The sequence below is a fragment of the Rhodococcus sp. 27YEA15 genome (assembly GCF_049739425.1).
Lineage (GTDB): Bacteria > Actinomycetota > Actinomycetes > Mycobacteriales > Mycobacteriaceae > Rhodococcus_F.
In genome coordinates this window covers 4,299,756-4,318,802 of record NZ_JBMHHW010000001.1, presented here as the reverse complement: position 1 = coordinate 4,318,802, position 19,047 = coordinate 4,299,756, and the positions used below count along the sequence as shown (strand labels likewise).

14 protein-coding genes are annotated in these 19,047 nt (G+C 61.8%); 11 read left to right on the top strand and 3 right to left on the bottom strand.

Annotated elements, in window-relative coordinates; translation table 11 throughout:
• Positions 1-80: 80 nt before the first annotated feature.
• A complete protein-coding gene (locus ABH922_RS20145) occupies positions 81-1,310 on the bottom strand; it encodes an acyl-CoA dehydrogenase family protein (RefSeq protein ID WP_424808597.1) in 1,230 nt (409 codons plus the stop codon).
• A gap of 444 nt (positions 1,311-1,754) precedes the next feature.
• On the opposite strand from ABH922_RS20145, the gene ABH922_RS20140 reads away from it, so the two are divergent.
• The 3 genes from ABH922_RS20140 to ABH922_RS20130 all read left to right on the top strand — a co-directional run bounded on the left by ABH922_RS20140 (position 1,755) and on the right by ABH922_RS20130 (position 5,242).
• Complete coding sequence (locus tag ABH922_RS20140; RefSeq protein ID WP_424808596.1) at positions 1,755-2,489, top strand: Clp protease N-terminal domain-containing protein; 735 nt, start codon at positions 1,755-1,757, stop codon at positions 2,487-2,489.
• A gap of 308 nt (positions 2,490-2,797) precedes the next feature.
• Positions 2,798-4,153: an LLM class flavin-dependent oxidoreductase gene (locus ABH922_RS20135; RefSeq protein WP_424808595.1), complete on the top strand. Its 1,356-nt coding sequence runs from the start codon at positions 2,798-2,800 to the stop codon at positions 4,151-4,153.
• A gap of 135 nt (positions 4,154-4,288) precedes the next feature.
• Entirely contained in the window at positions 4,289-5,242 is a 954-nt protein-coding gene (locus ABH922_RS20130) for an amidohydrolase family protein (RefSeq protein ID WP_424808594.1), read from the top strand.
• A gap of 166 nt (positions 5,243-5,408) precedes the next feature.
• Here the strand turns inward: ABH922_RS20130 and ABH922_RS20125 are convergent, their stop codons facing one another.
• Positions 5,409-6,344 (bottom strand): alpha/beta hydrolase, encoded by a 936-nt coding sequence (locus tag ABH922_RS20125; protein WP_424808593.1) that lies wholly within the window; start codon positions 6,342-6,344, stop codon positions 5,409-5,411.
• 769 nt (positions 6,345-7,113) lie between these two features.
• Here ABH922_RS20125 and ABH922_RS20120 point away from each other — a divergent pair.
• The 3 genes from ABH922_RS20120 to ABH922_RS20110 all read left to right on the top strand — a co-directional run bounded on the left by ABH922_RS20120 (position 7,114) and on the right by ABH922_RS20110 (position 11,858).
• Entirely contained in the window at positions 7,114-9,015 is a 1,902-nt protein-coding gene (locus tag ABH922_RS20120) for an SEC-C metal-binding domain-containing protein (RefSeq protein ID WP_424808592.1), read from the top strand.
• Positions 9,016-9,076: 61 nt separating this feature from the next.
• Positions 9,077-11,020, top strand: coding sequence for an SEC-C metal-binding domain-containing protein (locus ABH922_RS20115; RefSeq protein ID WP_424808591.1), 1,944 nt, complete (start codon positions 9,077-9,079; stop codon positions 11,018-11,020).
• 40 nt (positions 11,021-11,060) lie between these two features.
• On the top strand, positions 11,061-11,858 hold the full coding sequence (locus tag ABH922_RS20110; RefSeq protein ID WP_424808590.1) for an enoyl-CoA hydratase: 798 nt from the start codon (positions 11,061-11,063) through the stop codon (positions 11,856-11,858).
• Positions 11,859-11,893: 35 nt separating this feature from the next.
• Here ABH922_RS20110 and ABH922_RS20105 read toward each other — a convergent pair whose 3' ends face one another.
• Complete coding sequence (locus ABH922_RS20105; protein WP_424808589.1) at positions 11,894-12,487, bottom strand: hypothetical protein; 594 nt, start codon at positions 12,485-12,487, stop codon at positions 11,894-11,896.
• 147 nt (positions 12,488-12,634) lie between these two features.
• Between ABH922_RS20105 and ABH922_RS20100 the strand changes: the two genes are divergently transcribed.
• The 5 genes from ABH922_RS20100 to ABH922_RS20080 all read left to right on the top strand — a co-directional run bounded on the left by ABH922_RS20100 (position 12,635) and on the right by ABH922_RS20080 (position 18,999).
• Positions 12,635-14,155: an acyl-CoA synthetase gene (locus ABH922_RS20100; protein ID WP_424808588.1), complete on the top strand. Its 1,521-nt coding sequence runs from the start codon at positions 12,635-12,637 to the stop codon at positions 14,153-14,155.
• A 114-nt stretch (positions 14,156-14,269) separates the two neighbouring features.
• Complete coding sequence (locus tag ABH922_RS20095; protein ID WP_424808587.1) at positions 14,270-15,436, top strand: acyl-CoA dehydrogenase family protein; 1,167 nt, start codon at positions 14,270-14,272, stop codon at positions 15,434-15,436.
• A 40-nt stretch (positions 15,437-15,476) separates the two neighbouring features.
• Positions 15,477-16,217, top strand: coding sequence for a 3-oxoacyl-ACP reductase FabG (gene fabG, locus ABH922_RS20090; RefSeq protein ID WP_424808586.1), 741 nt, complete (start codon positions 15,477-15,479; stop codon positions 16,215-16,217).
• Between the two features lie 42 nt (positions 16,218-16,259).
• Positions 16,260-17,456: a CaiB/BaiF CoA transferase family protein gene (locus tag ABH922_RS20085; protein WP_424809736.1), complete on the top strand. Its 1,197-nt coding sequence runs from the start codon at positions 16,260-16,262 to the stop codon at positions 17,454-17,456.
• Positions 17,457-17,808: 352 nt separating this feature from the next.
• The gene (locus ABH922_RS20080; protein ID WP_424808585.1) at positions 17,809-18,999 is read left to right on the top strand and encodes an acyl-CoA dehydrogenase family protein; all 1,191 of its coding nucleotides are present in this window, start codon (positions 17,809-17,811) and stop codon (positions 18,997-18,999) included.
• Positions 19,000-19,047 lie beyond the last annotated feature (48 nt).

Here is a 19,047-nt window from a genome sequence, read left to right as displayed (position 1 = left end):
TCCCAGATTCGACGCTGAAGGCAGCGTAGATAATGGTTGTCTGTCTGGGGTACCGCTCTTTCTTTGGTCGCCGAACTGAATCAGAAGTAGCCGTTGAGGGGCAACGGTTCGCCGTTGAGGATGTTGTTGCCGATGGCCTGAGCCTTGTAGAGAACCGGGTTGTGCACCGAAATCGTTCGAATGTTCCGCCAGTGACGATCAAGGTTCCTTGCGCGCGAAGCCGCAGACGCGCCTCCGACCTCGAACAGAGCGGTAGCAGCGTGTGTCGCGATCTCGTCGATGTGCACCTTGGCTTCAGACGCTCGGAGCGAGGCGAGGGCTGAAAGATCGGCGTCTGGGACCGCATTGTTCAATGATCCGTAGGCTGCGTCGAGTGCGTCAGCTGCAGCGAGAACCACGGATTCCGACGCGAATGCGGTGCTCGCGAGCTTCCCGAGAACATTCTGCAACAGTGGATCCCGCGACAGTTCCTCGGCTGGGCCATGGGAGAAACCACGAGTTCGCGTCCGGATCAGCTCGGTGGCGTCAGAGACGACATTGCGCAGTACTCCGCTGATCAGAGCGTGTAGGTACAACTGAAGCAAGGCGAATTGGTACGTCGGATCCGGTGCCTGCTCGAGCGTGATGTGAGATGCGATGTCGGCATCGGTGATCGGGACGTTTTCGAATCGTGTTGTTCCACTACCTGTGCGACGCTGGCCGATGCCATCCCAGTCGTCGATGATCGTGACTCCCTCGCGGTCGGTGGGGACAATCACGAGGGCGACGGTAGTGCCGTCGCCGTCTGCCCACGTGCTCACATAGTCGGAGAACAGGGTTCCGGTGCTGTAGAACTTCACGCCGTCGAGGATGTAGTCGTCCCCGGCCTTCGTCAGACGTGTTCCGTACTTGAAATTGCCGACAGCTTCGGTGCCACGCTCGCTGGTAGCGTTGCCGAAAAGCTTTCCCCCCAAGACATGCTGGATCCAGGGATCATTGTCGAAGCCGACGTAGTCATCCGCTGTTGCGGCACGCAGTTTTTCCTCCACGAACCAGTAGTGCGTACGCAGAATATGCGCGACGATCGGATCGGCCTCTGCCAGATCTATGATGACACTGAACAGTTCTCGAATACTCAGACCTCCGCCGCCGATACTTGCCGGAAGCCTCAGCGCGCCGAACCCTGCACTGCGTAGCAGTTCGATCTGTTCGAATGGATTCTCGTCCGCGAGGTCGCGAGCGCTTGCCCCCTCGGCGATGCTGGCTAACAGTTGGCGGTACTCCGGAGTTCCGGGTACGACGACACGTGCTTGCTCGACTGTAGATGTCATTTCTACTGTTTATTTCAATCTCGGACTACCGTCACGACATGGGATCACGATGAGCCTAAGACTCTCCGAAGAGAGCTGCCGCACTCGAAAGGTGTTGTGTGGAAACGGCACCCAGTCATCTCTCAGGTTTACTCTCAATACTGTTGCGATGTCACATCGAGTCGCTCGTGATCCGGACGCTTCATGCGTGACGCTCCGCAGGGTTCCTGCAATTGGTATCCACATGAACTTTCACCCTGCCTGCCTGCCGGATCGGGTGAGGTAGCGCCACAGCTTCGGTGATCGGGAAGGTATTGCCCAGATCGGGCTGCTCGCCCAATGAGGTCAGGGGTCAGGATGCTGCTGCGCTGCTCGCGCAATCGGTGCGTGATGTGAGCTGCAAGGCACTGTTGTCGGTCCGGTCAGGTCGTGTGCTCCCGCGGTTCGGTGTGAAAGCCTGAAGCAATGCCCAAGATCAATGTTTACCTGCCGGACCAGTTGGCTGCCGACGTCAAGTTCGCACATCTGTCTGTCTCACGGATCTGTCAGGATGCTTTACGCAATGCGCTTTTCGCAACTACTAACGCGGAGATCGCCGTTGGGCACGCGACGGTCGAACCGGTGAGTGAGGTGCCGCTGGGGATGCATGTCAGTGCCATGTTCGCGTGCGCTGTCGATATCGCGGCTGCGCGCGGCGCCGTCGAAGTTGAGGTCACCGATCTACTGCGAGGCCTTGTCGCAGAGGGTGGCAGCCTCACATTGCTGCTGATAGAACAGGGCGGAGTCAGTCGCGATTCGATTGTTGCCGAGCTTGATTCCCGGGATCCGTTGCCTGACAAGAATGGCAATTCGATCACTGCTCCCGATCGACTGTCGGACGAGCTGCAGGCGTTGGCAGATTCCGCGTGCGCAGAAGCTTTAGCGCAGGCAGCCGGCGCGGTGGACGGGGTTCACATCGTCAAAGCGTTGCTGGACGATCAGGGTGCGGCCGGTGACACTCTGCGGGCGCTCGGGATCGATCGGATCTTCACGGAATCATTTGAAGCCACAGTGCGCGGGGCTGTGCTCTATGGCCGTGCAACTGAGCGTCACAGCAGTCCGACAGTGGTGATGCTGTCCACCATGGCCGCACGCCTCGAACGTATCGAATCCGTGTTGGGAGATGTTCTGAATAAATCCGCGCAGAGTGAATTTAAATGACCTTCCCTGATTGCCGACCCGTGTCGTCTTCGCATCAACGCTGGTCAAGGCGTGAATGCATCAACGGGATGGTCGGCGGTTCAGGCGGATAATGCAGTGCATCTGCACCTAGCACCCCAAATATGGGGTTACATATTGTGCATGTCATCTATCCCGCCGGTTGCTTCTTCTGATTCCGCATTCAGGGGTCTGCGAACATTCCGCACCCGCCGGTGCGGGGTGTAGGCGCCCGTAGGGGGTCGTTTGCTGGCCGAAAAGGCACCTGCCCCGCTCGGGGTTCAAAATCTTCTACACTCTAAGGATTTCCTGTGGCGCGTGAACTACATCTGGCCGGCTTTCTGATTGCTTCCCACGTCACGCACTCGCACGCGTCATGGCGGCACCCCGGATCGGAGACGGACTATCTAGGCCCGGACTACTACCGCCGCGTCGCCCAGACCCTCGAGCGAGGCAAGTTCGATTTCCTGTTCTTCGCGGACGCCCTCACAACTCCGGTGCGGTACGGCAACGACATTCGGGTTCCGCTCAGCAGTGGTACCCAGTTCTCGGCGGCGATAGACCCGATGCTCGTCGCAGCAAGCCTGGTGAACGTCACAGAGAAACTCGGCGTCGCGATAACCAAGTCCACCACGTACTTCCATCCCTACGATGTAGCGCGAGTCTTCGCTACGCTGGATCACCTGTCCCGGGGACGATCCGGATGGAACATCGTCACATCGGTCAGCCAAGCAGAAGCCCAGAATTTCGGCCTCGACAACCACATCGACCGCGACCAGCGCTACGAACGCGCACACGAATTCGTCGAGGTCGCGTTGAAGCTGTGGGGCAGCTGGGATCGGGACGCCCTCGTGCAGGACAAGGAGACCGGTGTCTTCGCCGATCCCGACAAAGTGCACACGATCGACCACGAGGGGAAGTATTTCCGGTCCCGCGGCCCGTTGACCGTGCCGCGTTCGCCGCAGAATCGGCCGGTTCTGATTCAGGCCGGAGCATCCAGTGTCGGTAAGGATTTCGCCGCGCGCTGGGCCGAGGCAATCTTCGAAATCGACCCGACTCCAGAGGGTCGGAGGGCGTACTACGATGATGTGAAATCGCGCGCGTCGAACTTCGGACGCAACCCTGACGACGTCAAGATCTTCCCGTCGTTCGTGCCGTTCATCGGTGAAACCGAGTCGATCGCACGCGAGAAGCAAGCCTTCCACAACGAATTGGCCGACCCGATCTCGGGCCTGATCACACTGTCGGTGCACACCGATCACGACTTTTCGCAGTACGACCTCGACGCACCGATCGGAGAGGTTTCCGTACCGGGCAGCCAAGGTCTGTTCGACCTTGCGCAGCGCCTGAGCGACAAGGACTCTCTGACCTTGCGCGATATCGGAAAGCTGTACGCCCAAGGCGTTCTGCTTCCACAGTTCGTCGGAACACCCTCCCAGATTGCTGACCAGATCGAAGAGGGATTCAACGGTGGTGAAGCCGACGGCTACATCGTCTCCGCCGCGCAGGCGCCGGGAACGTTCGACGACTTCGTCGACCTCGTCGTGCCCGAGCTACAGCGCCGCGGGCTGTTCCGCACCGACTACACCGGATCAACGTTGCGCGACCATCTCGGCCTGGGTGAAGCCAGCCTCACTCCAATACCGCGTCAGGTCACGATCGCCTGACCATTTTAGTCGTCAGGGTGCAAACGCACTTCGGTCAAGACATCCACGCTCGTTCCCGAACGGAGAGAACGAGCGTGGATTGTCGCAGAACTCCGGCGCGCAAAGGCCGCCACGGAGAGGATTTCAGGTAGGCACATGGCCGAAGACATCGAAATCGTGGATTTTCACGTCCATTACGTCAATCCTGCGTACCCTCCGACGATCTGGGTGCCGACCACTCCCGAACTCGCGCGCGCAAACGAGAAGTTGGTTGCTCGACTCACCGATATCGAGGACGTACTGTCGTCCGATCGCGATCAGGTCGCGGTCCGGGTGTTGAATGCACCGCCGGCGATTGTGGCTCCCTCCGGTGCGCCGCTACCGCCGGAAACGATCCGCGCGATCAACACCCACCTCGGTCGCCAAGTACAAGAAAATCCCACACGGCTACGGGGTCTGGCGACGATAGATGCGTGGCAGGGTGAGGCCGCCGCCGACGAAATCCGTCGCGCGGTGGAAGATCTGGGCCTGTCCGGTGTGGTCGTGGATGCAGCAACCGCAGGCGGCGATCGCCTGCTCGACGACCCGGCAACGTTTCCGGTATTGCGTGCTGCCGCCGAACTGAACGTTCCCGTGTTCGTACACCCGATCAATCCGCGAGGCTTCACCCAACAACTTGCCGGCCTGGGATTACCAGGATCGTTGCTGGCCCGCGGGGCAATCGATGCTGCAAGCCTACTGGCGCTACTCGACTCGGACGTGCTGGACCGATTGCCGGAACTGCGACTGGTCCTGCCTTTGATCGGGGCACCGGCACTACTGGCCGGTGCATTCACCGAGCTAATCGAGCCGATCACTCGCCACGCAACACCCGACGCGCGTCGGCACGTCTACTTCGACACCATGGGTTTCGACCCCGCGAGCATCCGCTACTTGATCGAGGTGGTGGGTGCTGATCACATTGTGGTCGGATCGGACTCACCGATCGTCGCTGAACACGTCGACCGTGACGCCGTCATCGGCTCATTGCGCGCGGCCGGTCTGGCCGGAGAGGATCTGGTATCCGTTGCGGGAGGGACAGCACACCGGCTTTTGGGCGCGGCACGGTGATCGCAGTCCAGCGGTGTGCGAGACCGTATCTTTCGAAGAAACTGCACGCGATATCGCCGTGACAGCGGCCTTCCCCAGATAACTCGACACCCGATCACTCCACCTGCACTGAACCTACCCCGCCGCCATCGCACTGTGTCGATGGCGGCGGGATAGATCCACGCTGCTATCGGCCGACAGTGTCCGCGAGAATCCCGTCGACCGCGTCGAAGGCGTCCTGTAGTGAACTTCCAGCGGCGGGAAGAGCTTTCGCGAATGATGCGAAGCCGTGGATCAGTGTCAGACCGGGCACGTGCTCGACCGTCACACCGAACGATCTCAGTCGCTCGACGAGCGCCACACCCTCGTCTCGAAGTGGGTCGAATTCTGCAGTAGCCACCACTGTCGGCGGAAGCCCGGTGAGGTCGGCGTGCAGCAGGTCGACCTCCGAGGCTTTCGACATCGAGGTGTCGGGCAGAAGCTGATCGTAGAACCATCGCAGGTCATCCGCCGTGAGGAAGTAACCTTCGCCGTTCTCATCGATTGACGGGTAAGACATCGTGGGGTCGACGAACGGATAGAGGAGCAATGCGGCGTCGACACGCGGTCCACCGAGGCGCGCACGCATAGCGGTTCCGATCGCCAGCTGCGCACCGGCGCTGTCACCCGCCACGATACGGGCCTGGTCGGGGTACGCGGCGGCCGTCCATACCAGGGCAGCCGCCACGTCGACCAGACCTGCAGGGAACGGCGACTCGGGAGCACGCCGGTAATCGACCGACACAACCTGCGCACCAAGTCCATTGGCGATCCGGCGGGCAACCGGGTCGTGAGTATCGATGTCGCCGAACGCCCACCCGCCGCCATGTGCGTAGGTGACAACTCGCCCGCGATCCTCGACTGGCACGTACACCCTGACGTGAATTGGCCCCGACGTGGAGTCCACTACGTGATCCGATATGCCAGCCACAACCTCCGGGACGTAACCAGAGCCGCGGCGAGCCATGGAATTGGCTTTGAACCGGTCCCGCGCCTGCTGGGCGGTCCCGTGACTGGCGGGAACCAGTTTGCCGGCTGCGTCGAGGTTGGCGAGCATGGTCGAGAAGAATGGGTCGATGGGCAACTTGGCTGCATCCGATCTGATCTGCCGGCATGCGGAGAATGCCGGTCCGATGGAGATTTTAGATGTTTGGAGTCGGTGTAGCTCCGATTGGGCCAGGGGCGCACATCTACTGGCCGATCTCACTGGTAACGCAGGCGGAACTATTGATCGATCGCATCACAGACAGAATCGGGTTCATTCCCGTTGTTGCACCACAGCAGGGTTCGCGCAATGAGGTCACTGAACATGAGGTGCCTGCACGGTCGCACACTAGAAGTCAACGACGAGAGTGGTTCCTGCCGAAACGATTTATGGGCGCGACTACGAAATAGAATTCACCGCGGCGGTCCTCCAGCAGCACCGTGCAGAATCCCGGCCGGCACTTGGTCCACATTCACGGCCTGCAGCGCACAAATGGAGGGAGGTGAGAACTAGTTGTAGTGGCCGACCGTGTAATCGACGGCCGCACAGTGGTTGGCAGCGGTTTCGCGGTGAATTTCGATATTGGAGGCCCAATGATGCGTGCATTCAGATTCGTTGGAAGAATCCGACACCTAATCCGGAATCTCCAACCGACATGCAAACCGAAAAGCGCTGGTGAAAAACCACCGATCCGACAAGGTGAACCGTAACCTACACCGGTGATCGCGCCGACGCCCGTTTCGCGGCGGCGAAGATGTGGCTCACCGCCAACAGTGCGGTGATGATGGCCGTGATCTTGACGCAACTCGGCGCGATGATGCTGGGAGACGGGCTCAGCGGCCCGTAGCAGGTCGCCTACCATTGGCCGGTGAATGATTTCGACGACAACGCCCTCGCCACCGCTGCCATGGCTGTTCTGCGCGAGCGAGGCCCGCTGAGTCTCGAACAGTGGGCGCACGCACTCGGTGAGTACGGATCACCGGCGGATGTCGGTGACATGCTCGACTACCTGTCCGAACCGATGCTCGGCCGCCTTCCCGGAGGCAGGTGTCTCGCTCTCGACACCACCCTCGAAGGACTGGTCTTCACGCATCGGCTCAGTGCCCCGGAAATTGCGTCCGACGTTCTCGCCGCAAGCCCCGACCTGGAACCGCTACTCGCCTTCGGTGAAGGCGTGGACGCCGAAATTCAGGTGGTAGTAGCCGAATTCGAGACCGATATGCTCCTCGAACGCGGAGCGCAGGCACTGTCCGGTCGCCGGGTGGTGGTGCTGCCGTCCGGCACTCTCGACGGGCACTGCGACGGTGACCTGATCGGGATCGCCGTCGAAGACGGGCAACTCGCGTGTCGCCCGGTGGACATCGAGGACGACGTCGATCTGACACCGATCCTCGCGGGCGTTGTCGGGGAAGGCGGTGTCGAGGCGTTGGACTCGCTGTGCTGGCAACTCGCGATCGAGGACCCGACGTTGTTCACGGTCCCGATTGCCCCATTGACCGAACTGTTCGACACCGCCGGCTACGTGCACCGCCGTGAACTTCTGGCCCGACGAGGTTTCGACTTCGACGCGTACGACGTCCAGTTGCACACCGCCTCGGTTGCTTCTACGTACGGTCTCACCCACGACGAGGCCATCGCTGCAGTGGCATTCGTGGATCTGGCAGATCGCGGTTACACCGACGCTGCGATCGACGGCCTCGACATCGCAGACTGGGCACGCCGCCACATCGGCGCGTCCCCCGACTCCTTCGTTTCGCTGGCTGATCCTGGAGCCGCCGTCGCCGTGTTCGACCTGGGCTTTCGCGCACACGATCCGGTGTCGGACACGGTCCTCGAAGCCCTTGCCGTCGAACTGGCCGAACGAGGACCGCGAGCTGTCCGAGCAGCCGCACACTGGTTGGCGGGCAAAGCCGCCGACCGGTTGGGGCGCGTACTCGAAGCGGAAGGCCACTACGAGAAGGCGATCACCGAATCGGATTGGGGGCCCGCATTGTTCGAGTTGGCCCAGTTCGCGTCCGACCGCGGCGACTCGACCCGGGCGCTGTCGCTGCTCGGCCGGATCGACGGCGGCACGGAGGAGGACCTCTACGCGGTGCTACAGGAGGTCGTTCCCGCCGAACACCCGGAGTTGGGACGTAACGACAAATGTTGGTGCGGATCGGAACGTAAGTACAAGGTCTGCCATCTGGGCAAGGCAGACGAATCCGTGAAGTCCGACGGCCGGTGGCTGTACAAGAAGGCGTGCCTGTTCGCGTTCGCGTCCGAGTTCGTCGACACGGTTACCGGACTCGACGAGATCTCCACGGAGCATCTCGACGACGTCGAGCTGATCACCCGAACGATCTTCGACGGCCCGGCGCTGGACGTGGCCCTGTTCGAAGGCGGCATCCTCACGGAATTCGTGGCTCGGCGCGGCGCACTTCTCTCCGAATCAGACGCGGCCATCGCAGCGGACTGGGTGGGGGCATCGCGTGACGTCTACGACGTGGTCGATGTCGTGGCCAACCGCGCGACGTTGCGTCGACACAATTCCACGGGCGAGGTGACGGCCGTCCTGGCCGGGCCGTTCGAGCAGGTCAGCCCAGGTGACGTGGTGTGCACGCGGATCCTGCCCACACCATTGTCGGCGCTCGCAGTCGGTACCGTCGTGCTGGCGTCGGAGCAGCAGGTAGCGGCGGTGGGCGAGCTGTTGAAATCCGGCGAACCGGTCGACGCGGGTGATGTGGTGCGCGCTTGCCGTGCGCCTTTGTCAACCCCCGGCGGTTGGTGAAGGCGCACAGCAACGTCGGGCGATGGGGCTCTCGCAGGCAAACACCTCTAAAGTTGGAGGGGTGACCGAACTGATTGACCCCAACGACTTGATCGCCGAGGCGGCGATGGAGTTGTTGCGCGCGCATGGCCCACAGACCGCTGTGAGCTGGGGCGCACTGCTCGCCGACGCCGGGCACGGTACGCCGGACGACATGGCGGAGTTCGTCGAGTACGTGGAAGACCCGCTCCTCGGATATCTCAGCGGGGATCGCTACGCGGCACTCGACACCCTGTTCGAACACCGGGTCCTGACGCACCGCATTTCCGAGACGGAGATCCGGACCGGTGTGCTCGACGCGAACCCCGACCTGATGATGCTGCGAGTGTTCCTCGACCGAACCGGGGCCGAGGACGCCGAGAACTCGGCGGGTATTCGGGTGGTTCATCGAGGTATCGACGACGTCGTTCTGGCCGAGCGGCAGATCGAGGAACCGGACTTCCCGGTCGACGAGGGTTTTCTCCTCGACCCCGACACGCTCTCCGAGTGCGCACCGGGTGATCTTGTCGGTGTGTTCGTCGCCGATCGGGAGTTGACGCTCTGCACTGTCGCAGAGGTGATCGATCGTTCGCCTGACTTCGTAGACGCCTTGGCCGCAGCGATCCCCGATGGCAACGCCAGCACGCTGGACGCGATCATCTGGCAGTTGATGCTCGACGACGAGACGTTGTTTCGCCGGCCGACTGCGCCGTTCGGTGAACTGATCGAGGCCGCCGGGTACGTGCGCGACGGCGACTACGTTGCCGAGGCGGGTTTCGACTTCGACGCGTTCCATCTCGCGAACCGTGCGCGCATGCTCGAGATCCGGGAGAACCTGCACCCGGAGGAAGCTGCTGCGGTGATCGCGTTCGTCGATCTGGTCGCAGCGGCGCACGACAATTCCGACGAGGATCCGGAGCTCGCGCAGGACTGGGCACGAAAATACATCAAGGATCACCCCGCGAGATTCGTGGGGATTGCGGAACCTCCAGCTGCGGCAGCGGCATTCGAGTTGGCGTCGGAACTCGAATACCACGAGGATGCGTTGCTCGCGGTTGCGACCGTGTTGGCGGACAAGGGGTCGCGGCGTGTCAAACCTGCCGCGCATTGGCTGACCGGCAAGGCATATGACCGGTTGGGCCGGATTCTCGACGCGGAGAAGGCATACGAGCAGGCGCACGACCGCGATCCGGACTGGACACCGGCAATCTTCGATCTCGCGCTTCTCGCGGCCGACCGCAGCGATGCTGCCAGGGCGTTGGCGTTGCTCGGACGGATCGAGGGCGGCGAATCGGAAATCCTGCACGAGGTCCTTCGTCGGTACGCTCCGCAGGATCATCCGGAGCTCGGACGAAATGACAAGTGCTGGTGCGGATCCGGTCGCAAGTACAAGATATGCCATCTGGGAAAGTCCGAGATCACGTTCGAGGACCGGGCGAGTTGGCTGTACGTGAAGGCTCAGTTGTTCTCGCGGACAGCGGAATTCTTCGACGACGTGTTCGACCTCGCGTTGATCCGGGCCGAGCAGTTCGGGGACGACGACGCGCTCACTCGGGCGGTCGAAGGTGGATTGGCTGTGGACGTGGCGTTGTTCGACGCCGGGATTTTCCAGGCCTTCCTCGATCGGCGTGGCGAGATTCTTCCCTTGGACGAGCGTGCACTCGCGCGGCGTTGGCTGACGCTCGCGCGCTCGGTGTACGAAGTCGTGTCCACCGATCCCGGCAGTTCCTTGACTTTGCGCGATGTTCGCAGCGGCGACGTCGCGGACGTCACGGACGAGTGGGGGAGCCTGAACCTCGAGGCCGGAATGCTGGTGTGCGCACGGATCCTTCCCGTCGGCGCGACCATGCGAACGTTCGGTGGTATCGAGCCGGTCGGCGCCCAGGATCGCGAGGCGTTGATCGAACTGCTCGAGTCGGAGGAGACCACGCCGGGACAACTCGTGGAGTTCCTGAGCCGGGGGCTCGCCGTGGCGCCTGCCGAGTAGGCCCGTTGACCGGCGCGGGTTCGGTTGGTAGAGAAGTGTCATGTCGCAGACGAATCTCGAGAACAGTGCAGTGGACACCTCCGTCGACGAGGCGGTGGGTCTGGGGTTCGTGACACTGACCCAGCCGCGCCGCCGAAATCCGCTGTCGGCGCAGACCATGCGCGAGGTGACGGCCGCATTGACCGAACTGTCCGCGGACCAGCGGGTACGGGTGGTGATCGTGCGCGCCGAGGGGCCGGTGTTCTCCGCCGGGCATGATCTGACGGAGATGATCGGCCGGAGTCTCGACGACGAGCGGGCGATCTTCGACGGCTGTACGGAGATGATGGAAACCGTACAGCGGATACCGCAACCGGTGATCGCAGCGGTGCAGGGTCCGGCCATCGCGGCAGGGTGTCAGCTGGCCGCGTCCTGCGATCTGGTGGTTGCGGCGTCGAATGCGGTCTTCGGTACGCCGGGAGTGAAGATCGGGCTCTTCTGCTCCACGCCGATGGTGGCGTTGAGCCGCGCGATCGGGCGGAAGCGTTCGATGCAGATGCTGTTGACCGGTCAGACCATCGACGCGCAGACCGCCGCGGACTGGGGCCTGGTGAACATCGTCGTCGACGCCGACGACCTGGAGGTGAAGGTGCGTGAGCTCGCCGCGCAGATCACCACGGCCAGCCCGTTGACGGTACGTATCGGCAAGCAGGCGTTCTATCACCAGATCGATCTGCCGCAGGACCAGGCGTACGTGGCGATGGGCGAAACGATGGCGACCAATGCGATGACCTGCGACGCGCAGGAAGGGATGCAGGCTTTCGTGGACAAGCGGGCACCCGAGTGGACCGGACGGTGACCGTCCACCCGCAGAGTTCGACGGTCGCCGGTGTTTCAGATCTGCGACGCCGACGTGGTGTGTCGCCTCGTCAGCCATGCACCTCGAGCAAGCATCAGCACGCCCAGGACGAGACCCCACCCGATCTCCGAGAGCGCTACACCCACTCCCGACTGGCCGGTGATATCGGCTGCGGCGCTCACGGCTGATGCAGTGGCGAATCCTGACGCCGTCCCTGCAGCAGCGGCGAGTCCCCCGGCGACTGCCCAGCGAGAGAGGTGGGCGGCGGCGAGACAAACCAGCACCGTCGTCGCTACACAGGCGATCACCTGCCAGGTGGGGAACTGATTCGGTGCCGGTAGTCCGGGGCCGCGGAATTCGCCCTTGTGATCGGCGGACCAGCTCAGCCAACCCGCACCGGACAGAAATCCCAGGGGAAACGCGATCAGGCCAGTTGCCCACAGCCCCAGCCTGCCCCTGCGCGTACGTAGGTCGGCGACATTCTTGCTGTTCGTGATGTGGAGTAGCTCTTTCTGCTCCGGTCGCACAGCGGAGCGAATGATGCTGATCCCGACGGCGGTGGGCACGCCCACAAACGCAACCACGATCCAGACGAACTGTGCCCAGGAGAAGTCGAAATCGGTTGCCATGACTGAAGTAAGCACCGGTGCGCCCGCCGGCAGCGGTGATGTGGCGATCCGGCGCAGTCAGAGTGAAGGTCGTGTCCGCGAACATTCCTCGGTAGTGGAGTCGAGATTCTCAGCCGGATCGGATCTGCGACCTATAGCCTGGGGTGCATGAGCCTGGACCCGCGTACCAATACCGTCGACGGAGTGCTCCGGCGCTCGGCGGCGAAGTATCCGAACCGAGTTGCAGTCCGATTCGACGGTCGAGTGCACACCTACCGGCAACTCGACGATGCGGTGACGCGGGCCGCTGCGCACCTGTCGGGTCTCGGGCTCGAACACGGCGATCGGGTGGCGGCGTACGGAAAGAACTCCGATGCGTATGCGATTTCCTTCCTCGCTTGTGCGCGAGCAGGTTTGGTGCACGTTCCCGTCAATTACGCGCTGACCGGCGAAGAGTTGCGGTATCTGGTCGCCCAGTCGGGGGCGCGGGCGGTGCTGGTCGACCCGGCGTTGGCTGCGACGCTCGACGCGGTACGCGCAGACCTCGACGTCGACCACGTGATCGCGCTGCATGACGACGAGCAGTCGCTACTGGCGATCGCGGGTGCGGGCGAGGTGCCGGAGTTCGAGCCTCGGGCGTCGTCGACGGATCTGGCGCAGCTTCTGTACACCTCGGGGACCACGTCGAAGCCCAAGGGCGCCATGATGTCTCACGGTTCATTGGTTCACGAGTACGTGTCGTCGGTGATCGCACTCGGATTCGGCAAGGACGATAATCCGTTGATCTGCATGCCGATGTACCACTCGGCGGGCATGCACGTGTTCATGCTCCCGTACCTGTCGGTGGGGGCGAGTGTAAGTCTGATGCAAGCCCCGGACATTGCGGAGATTCTTCGCCGAATCGAGGCGGAGGAGATCGGTTCACTGTTCTTGGCTCCAACGGTGTGGGTTCCACTGGCCAACCACCCGGACCTGGAGATCCGTGACCTGTCTTCGTTGAAGAAGGCGCAGTACGGTGCGTCGATCATGCCGGTGACGGTGCTGAACCGACTTCGTGAACGATACCCGGACATCGGTTTCTACAACTGCTTCGGGCAATCCGAGATCGGTCCGCTGGCAACGGTGCTCCAGCCGGACGAGCACGACGATCGACCGGCATCATGCGGGCGGGCGGTGTTTTTCGTCGAAACCCGGGTCGTCGACGCGAACGGTGACACCGTTCCCGACGGGCAATCAGGTGAGATTCTCTACCGGTCACCACAGTTGTGCAACGGCTACTGGGACAATCCGGAGGCGACGGCAGAAGCCTTTCGAGACGGGTGGTTTCATTCCGGAGATCTTGTCGTCCGAGATGCGGACGGGTTCATCACCGTCGTCGACCGAATCAAGGACGTCATCAACACCGGCGGAATCCTGGTCGCATCACGCGAAGTCGAAGATGCGCTGTACACACACCCGGCGGTCGCAGAAGTCGCGGTGATCGGGACCCCGGACGAGAAATGGATCGAGGCGATCACCGCAGTGGTTGTTCTCAAGGACGGGTCGGATACACCGACGACAGACCAGTTGATCGCCCATGTCAAGGAGAAGATCGCGCCGTTCAAAGTGCCCAAATACGTCAGATTCGTTTCCGAGCTTCCGCGTAATCAGAGTGGCAAGCTGCTCAAGCGGGAATTGCGTAGCTCGTGACCCACTATAGGTTTTGCTTTACCTTCGTTTCGTATTCAGGTCTTTGACTCCGGTGGGCTGACGGTATTGACTTCGGAAGACGACATGGACTCGGATGACAAGTGAGTGGTGGGTATGCAGGTCGATGCAGATGACTTCGCTGATATCTTGGCGACGGCGCGAGAGTTCATCCGGAAGGAAGTTGTCCCGCGTGAGCAGCAGATAGCCGATACCGACGCCATTCCCGAGGACATACGCAAGAAGGCCGCAGCCATCGGTCTGTTCGGTTATGCAATTCCCCAGGAATGGGGCGGACTCGGGCTCGATCTCACCCAAGACGTCGAATTGGCAATGGAATTCGGCTATACGTCCCTGGCGCTGCGCTCGATGTTCGGCACCAACAACGGAATTGCGGGGCAAGTGCTGGTCGGATTCGGCACCGACGAGCAGAAAGCTCAGTGGCTCGAGCTGATCGCCTCCGGTGATGTCGTTGCTTCCTTTGCCTTGACCGAACCTGGCGCTGGTTCCAATCCGGCCGGGCTGCGGACCACAGCCGTTCTGGATGGATCGGACTGGGTCATCGACGGTAGCAAGCGATTCATCACGAACGCTCCTCTGGCGCAGTTGTTCGTGGTGTTCGCGCGCACTCGTGCAGCTGATTCCGACGGTCCGGGAATTGCAGTGTTCCTGGTTCCGGCCGACGCGCCGGGTGTCGTGGTCGGGCCTCAGGACAAGAAGATGGGGCAGGAGGGTGCGTGGACCTCGGAGGTCAGCTTCGACGGTGTTCGCGTTCCCGGGTCAGCCCTGGTCGGCGGCGATCGGGACGCGGGGTACCGCGCAGCGATGACCTCTCTCGCTCGCGGACGAGTCCACATCGCGGCGCTGTCGGTGGGAGCAGCGCAGCGAGCGCTCGACGAATCCGTCGCGTTCTCCGTGGTCACGGAGCAGGGCGGTACCGTGATCGGTGAATTCCAGTTGGTTCAGGCGATGTTGGCCGATCAGCAGGCTGGTGTCATGGCCGGGAGAGCGATGGTGCGTGAGGTTGCCGCGCGATACGTCAGTGGTGAGGATCGGCGTCTGGGACCGTCGGCGGCAAAGCTTTTCTGCACGGAGATGGTGGGAAAGGTCGCCGACCTTGCCGTACAGATCCACGGGGGTAGCGGGTACATGCGGGGGGTGCCGGTCGAGCGGATCTATCGGGATGTTCGTCTGCTGCGTTTGTACGAGGGTACCAGTGAAATTCAGCGGTTGATTCTCGGCGGTGGGCTCGTCGCACAAGCGAAGAAACGCAATCAGCGTTGATTTCTGCCTGACTGACGTCAACCTCGAGAACGGAGTGGACATGCGATTGTTGGATGGCAAGGTCGCAGTGGTGACCGGTGGAGCGCAAGGGATCGGACTCGAGATCGCGCGCGCCTTCATCGACGAAGGCGCAACCGTCGTCATCGGTGACATCAACGAAAGAGTCGGAACGGCTGCGGTCGATGAACTCGGTGGCCAGTCGGTCGCCCGGTTCGTTTCCTGTGACGTGCGGGATTCACAGCAGGTGGAAGCAATGCTCGATCTGGCTGAAAATGACTTCGGTCCACTCGACGTGATGGTCAACAACGCCGGGATGACACGCGATGCCACGATGCGGAAGATGACCGAGCAGGATTTCGACGACGTGATTGCCGTGCATCTCAAGGGGGCCTGGAACGGTACCCGCGCTGCTGCGGCCCGCATGCGTGAGCGGGAGACCGGCGCCATTGTCAATATTTCGTCGATCTCCGGAAAAGTAGGCATGCTCGGACAGACGAATTACTCGGCGGCTAAGGCAGGGATCGTCGGGTTGACGAAGGCTGCGGCGAAAGAGGTCGCGTTCAAGAACGTTCGTGTCAACGCTGTTCAGCCGGGACTGGTTCGCACGGCGATGACCGAGTCCATGCCGCAACATATCTGGGACGAGAAGCTCGCCGAGATACCGATGGGACGAGCCGGTGAGCCGTCGGAGGTGGCGTCGGTCGTGTTGTTCCTGGCAAGTGACCTGTCGAGTTACATGACGGGCACGGTTCTCGAGATCACCGGTGGCCGCCACCTGTGAGCGGTCGTGTTCGATTCTGTGAATGCAGAGATGGGCAATGACATGGGACAGTCGAACCCGGATCTACCGCTCGACGGCATTACCGTTGTTGCCCTCGAACAGGCCGTGGCGGCTCCGCTCGCAACCAGGCATCTAGCGGATATGGGTGCACGGGTGATCAAGATAGAACGAGTCGGAGAGGGCGATTTCGCTCGTCACTACGATGATGCAGTGCGCGGGCAAGCGTCACATTTCGTGTGGCTCAACCGGTCCAAGGAATCGATCGCCGTGGATGTGAAGTCGGAGTCCGGACGTCAGATAGTTCTCGATCTCATTGCTCGGGCGGATGTCTTCGTGCAAAACCTGGCCCCTGACGCGGCCGAGCGCCTGGGATTGGGTGCAGCAGAACTGCATGCGGAATTCCCGCGTCTGGTCGTGATCGACATGTCCGGATACGGTAGTAACGGCCCGCGTCGTGCGCGCAAGGCCTACGACATGCTGGTGCAGGCCGAGACCGGGATGATCTCTGTGACGGGTACACCCGAGACCGCGACCAAGACCGGTGTCCCGGTCTCGGACCTCGCCGCTGGAATGTACGCGTTGACGTCGGTTCTCAGCGCCCTCTTCCGCCGGGAACGGACAGGAAACGGGGCGCTGGTCGCGGTCTCGATGTTCGATGCCACCGCCGAGTGGCTCGGCCATCCGATGTACATGAAAATGTATGCGAACAAGCAGATTCCGCGAATCGGCCTCGGCCATGCGGCGATCGTTCCGTACGATTCGTATCCCACTGCCGACGGGGAGATCCTCATCGGCGTCCAGAACGATCGGGGGTGGCGCGCGCTGATGATCGATGTATTCGAGCGCGAAGACCTGGCGGACCATCCGCGCTACCGAAACAACATCGCGCGCGTCGACAACCGTGCGGAGGTGGACGAAGTGGTGGGTTCTCTGACGCGTCGGTACTCGACGGCAGAGCTGGATGAACGACTTGCCGCCGCCGGTGTCCCCGCTGCGGCACTCAACGACATGGCAGGTCTTGTGGAACACCCACAACTGAATGAGCGGGCTCGATGGAGATCGGTAGGCACCGAAGTTGGTCCGATCGATGCCGTGTTGCCGCCGATGACGTACTCGGACGTCGAAATGCGCATGGGTGATGTCCCGGCGCTCGGTATGCAGACGGACTCGCTAATGGTGGAGTTAGGGCGCACCGACGACCAGATCGCGGACCTGCGCCGCGACGGAACGATCGGATAGGCCTACGTCGGTGTGAGCTCTCGAACGCTGTGGCCGTCCCTTGTCCGGTGACGATGTACTTCGCCGGCGGGCCGGTTTCGCGGACGTCGTAAGTAGAGTCGTTCGGCATCGATCGCCGCCGTGACGACAGTGGCAGTGCCGGAGTTGTTCTATCTGCGCGTCGCAACGAAAGCGGCGGATATAGTTTCCACCACCAGGCCCCTGAACGAGATCAACTTTGACACGTCGAGCCTTCGGCGATTGAATGAACGTGCGATCACTGCTCGACACAATCGTGGAAAATGCGAAAGTTCTTGATTTCGAGTTGTTTTCATCGACACGATCGCATGAGGACCGACTGACAGGTGAAACAGTGACTCGTTTGGCGCAGACGGCAGGACTGACCGAAACCCAGACCGACATTGTCCGCGCGGTGCGGGAATTCGCCGATCGCGTGATCATTCCCGCAGCACAGGGGCTCGAACACGCGGACACGTACCCGACCGACATCGTCGCGCAGATGAAGGAGATGGGCCTGTTCGGGCTGACCATCGATCCCGAATACGGGGGGATCGGCGAGTCTGTGCTGACGTACGCGTTGTGCGTCGAAGAGTTGGCTCGGGGTTGGATGAGTGTGTCCGGAGTGATCAACACGCATTTCATCGTGGCCCATATGATTTCTGCCCACGGCACACCGGACCAGAAGGCGAAGTACCTACCGCGGCTCGCGTCCGGAGAACTCACGGGCGCATTCTCGATGTCGGAACCTGCACTGGGTTCCGATGTTGCCGCGATCAGTACCAGGGGCAGTCGTACCGAATCCGGTGACTACGTGATCAACGGCCAGAAGATGTGGTTGACCAACGGTGGTTCGTCGACGTTGGTGGCGGTTCTGATCAAGACGGACGAAGGCGCGCAGCGACCACACGACAACTTGACGACCGTATTGATCGAGAAGCCCGCAGGTTTCGGTACAGTACTTCCAGGTCTGACCATTCCGGGCAAGCTCGGGAAGATGGGTTACAAGGGAATCGACACCACGGAAATGATCTTCGACGGATTCGAACTAGGTGCCGACGAGGTGCTCGGCGGGTCCCCGGGGCTGGGATTTCGGCACATGATGGACGGCGTCGAGGTCGGGCGGGTCAATGTGGCCGCCCGTGCGTGCGGAATAGCCCAGCGCGCGTTCGAGTTGGCCCTCACCTACGCCAAGCAGCGTGAGACGTTCGGCAAGCCGATTGCCGAGCATCAGGCGATCGCGTTCCGGATTGCCGAGATGGGTACCAAGGTCGAAGCGGCTCATCTGATGATGGTCAATGCCGCGAAACTCAAAGACTCGGGGGAACGTAACGACGTAGCTGCGGGTATGGCGAAATACCTGGCGAGCGAGTTCTGCTCGGAGGTCACTCAGGACAGCTTCCGTATTCACGGTGGATACGGATATTCGACGGAGTACGAGATCGAACGGTTGATGCGCGAAGCCCCGTTCCTTCTGATCGGCGAAGGGACCAGCGATATCCAGAAGCAGATCATCGCCAAGGGGTTACTGCGGTCGTACAACTGACCTGTAGCCCGCTTTGTCCGAGAATGAGGACGAACAACGTGGTGGAGT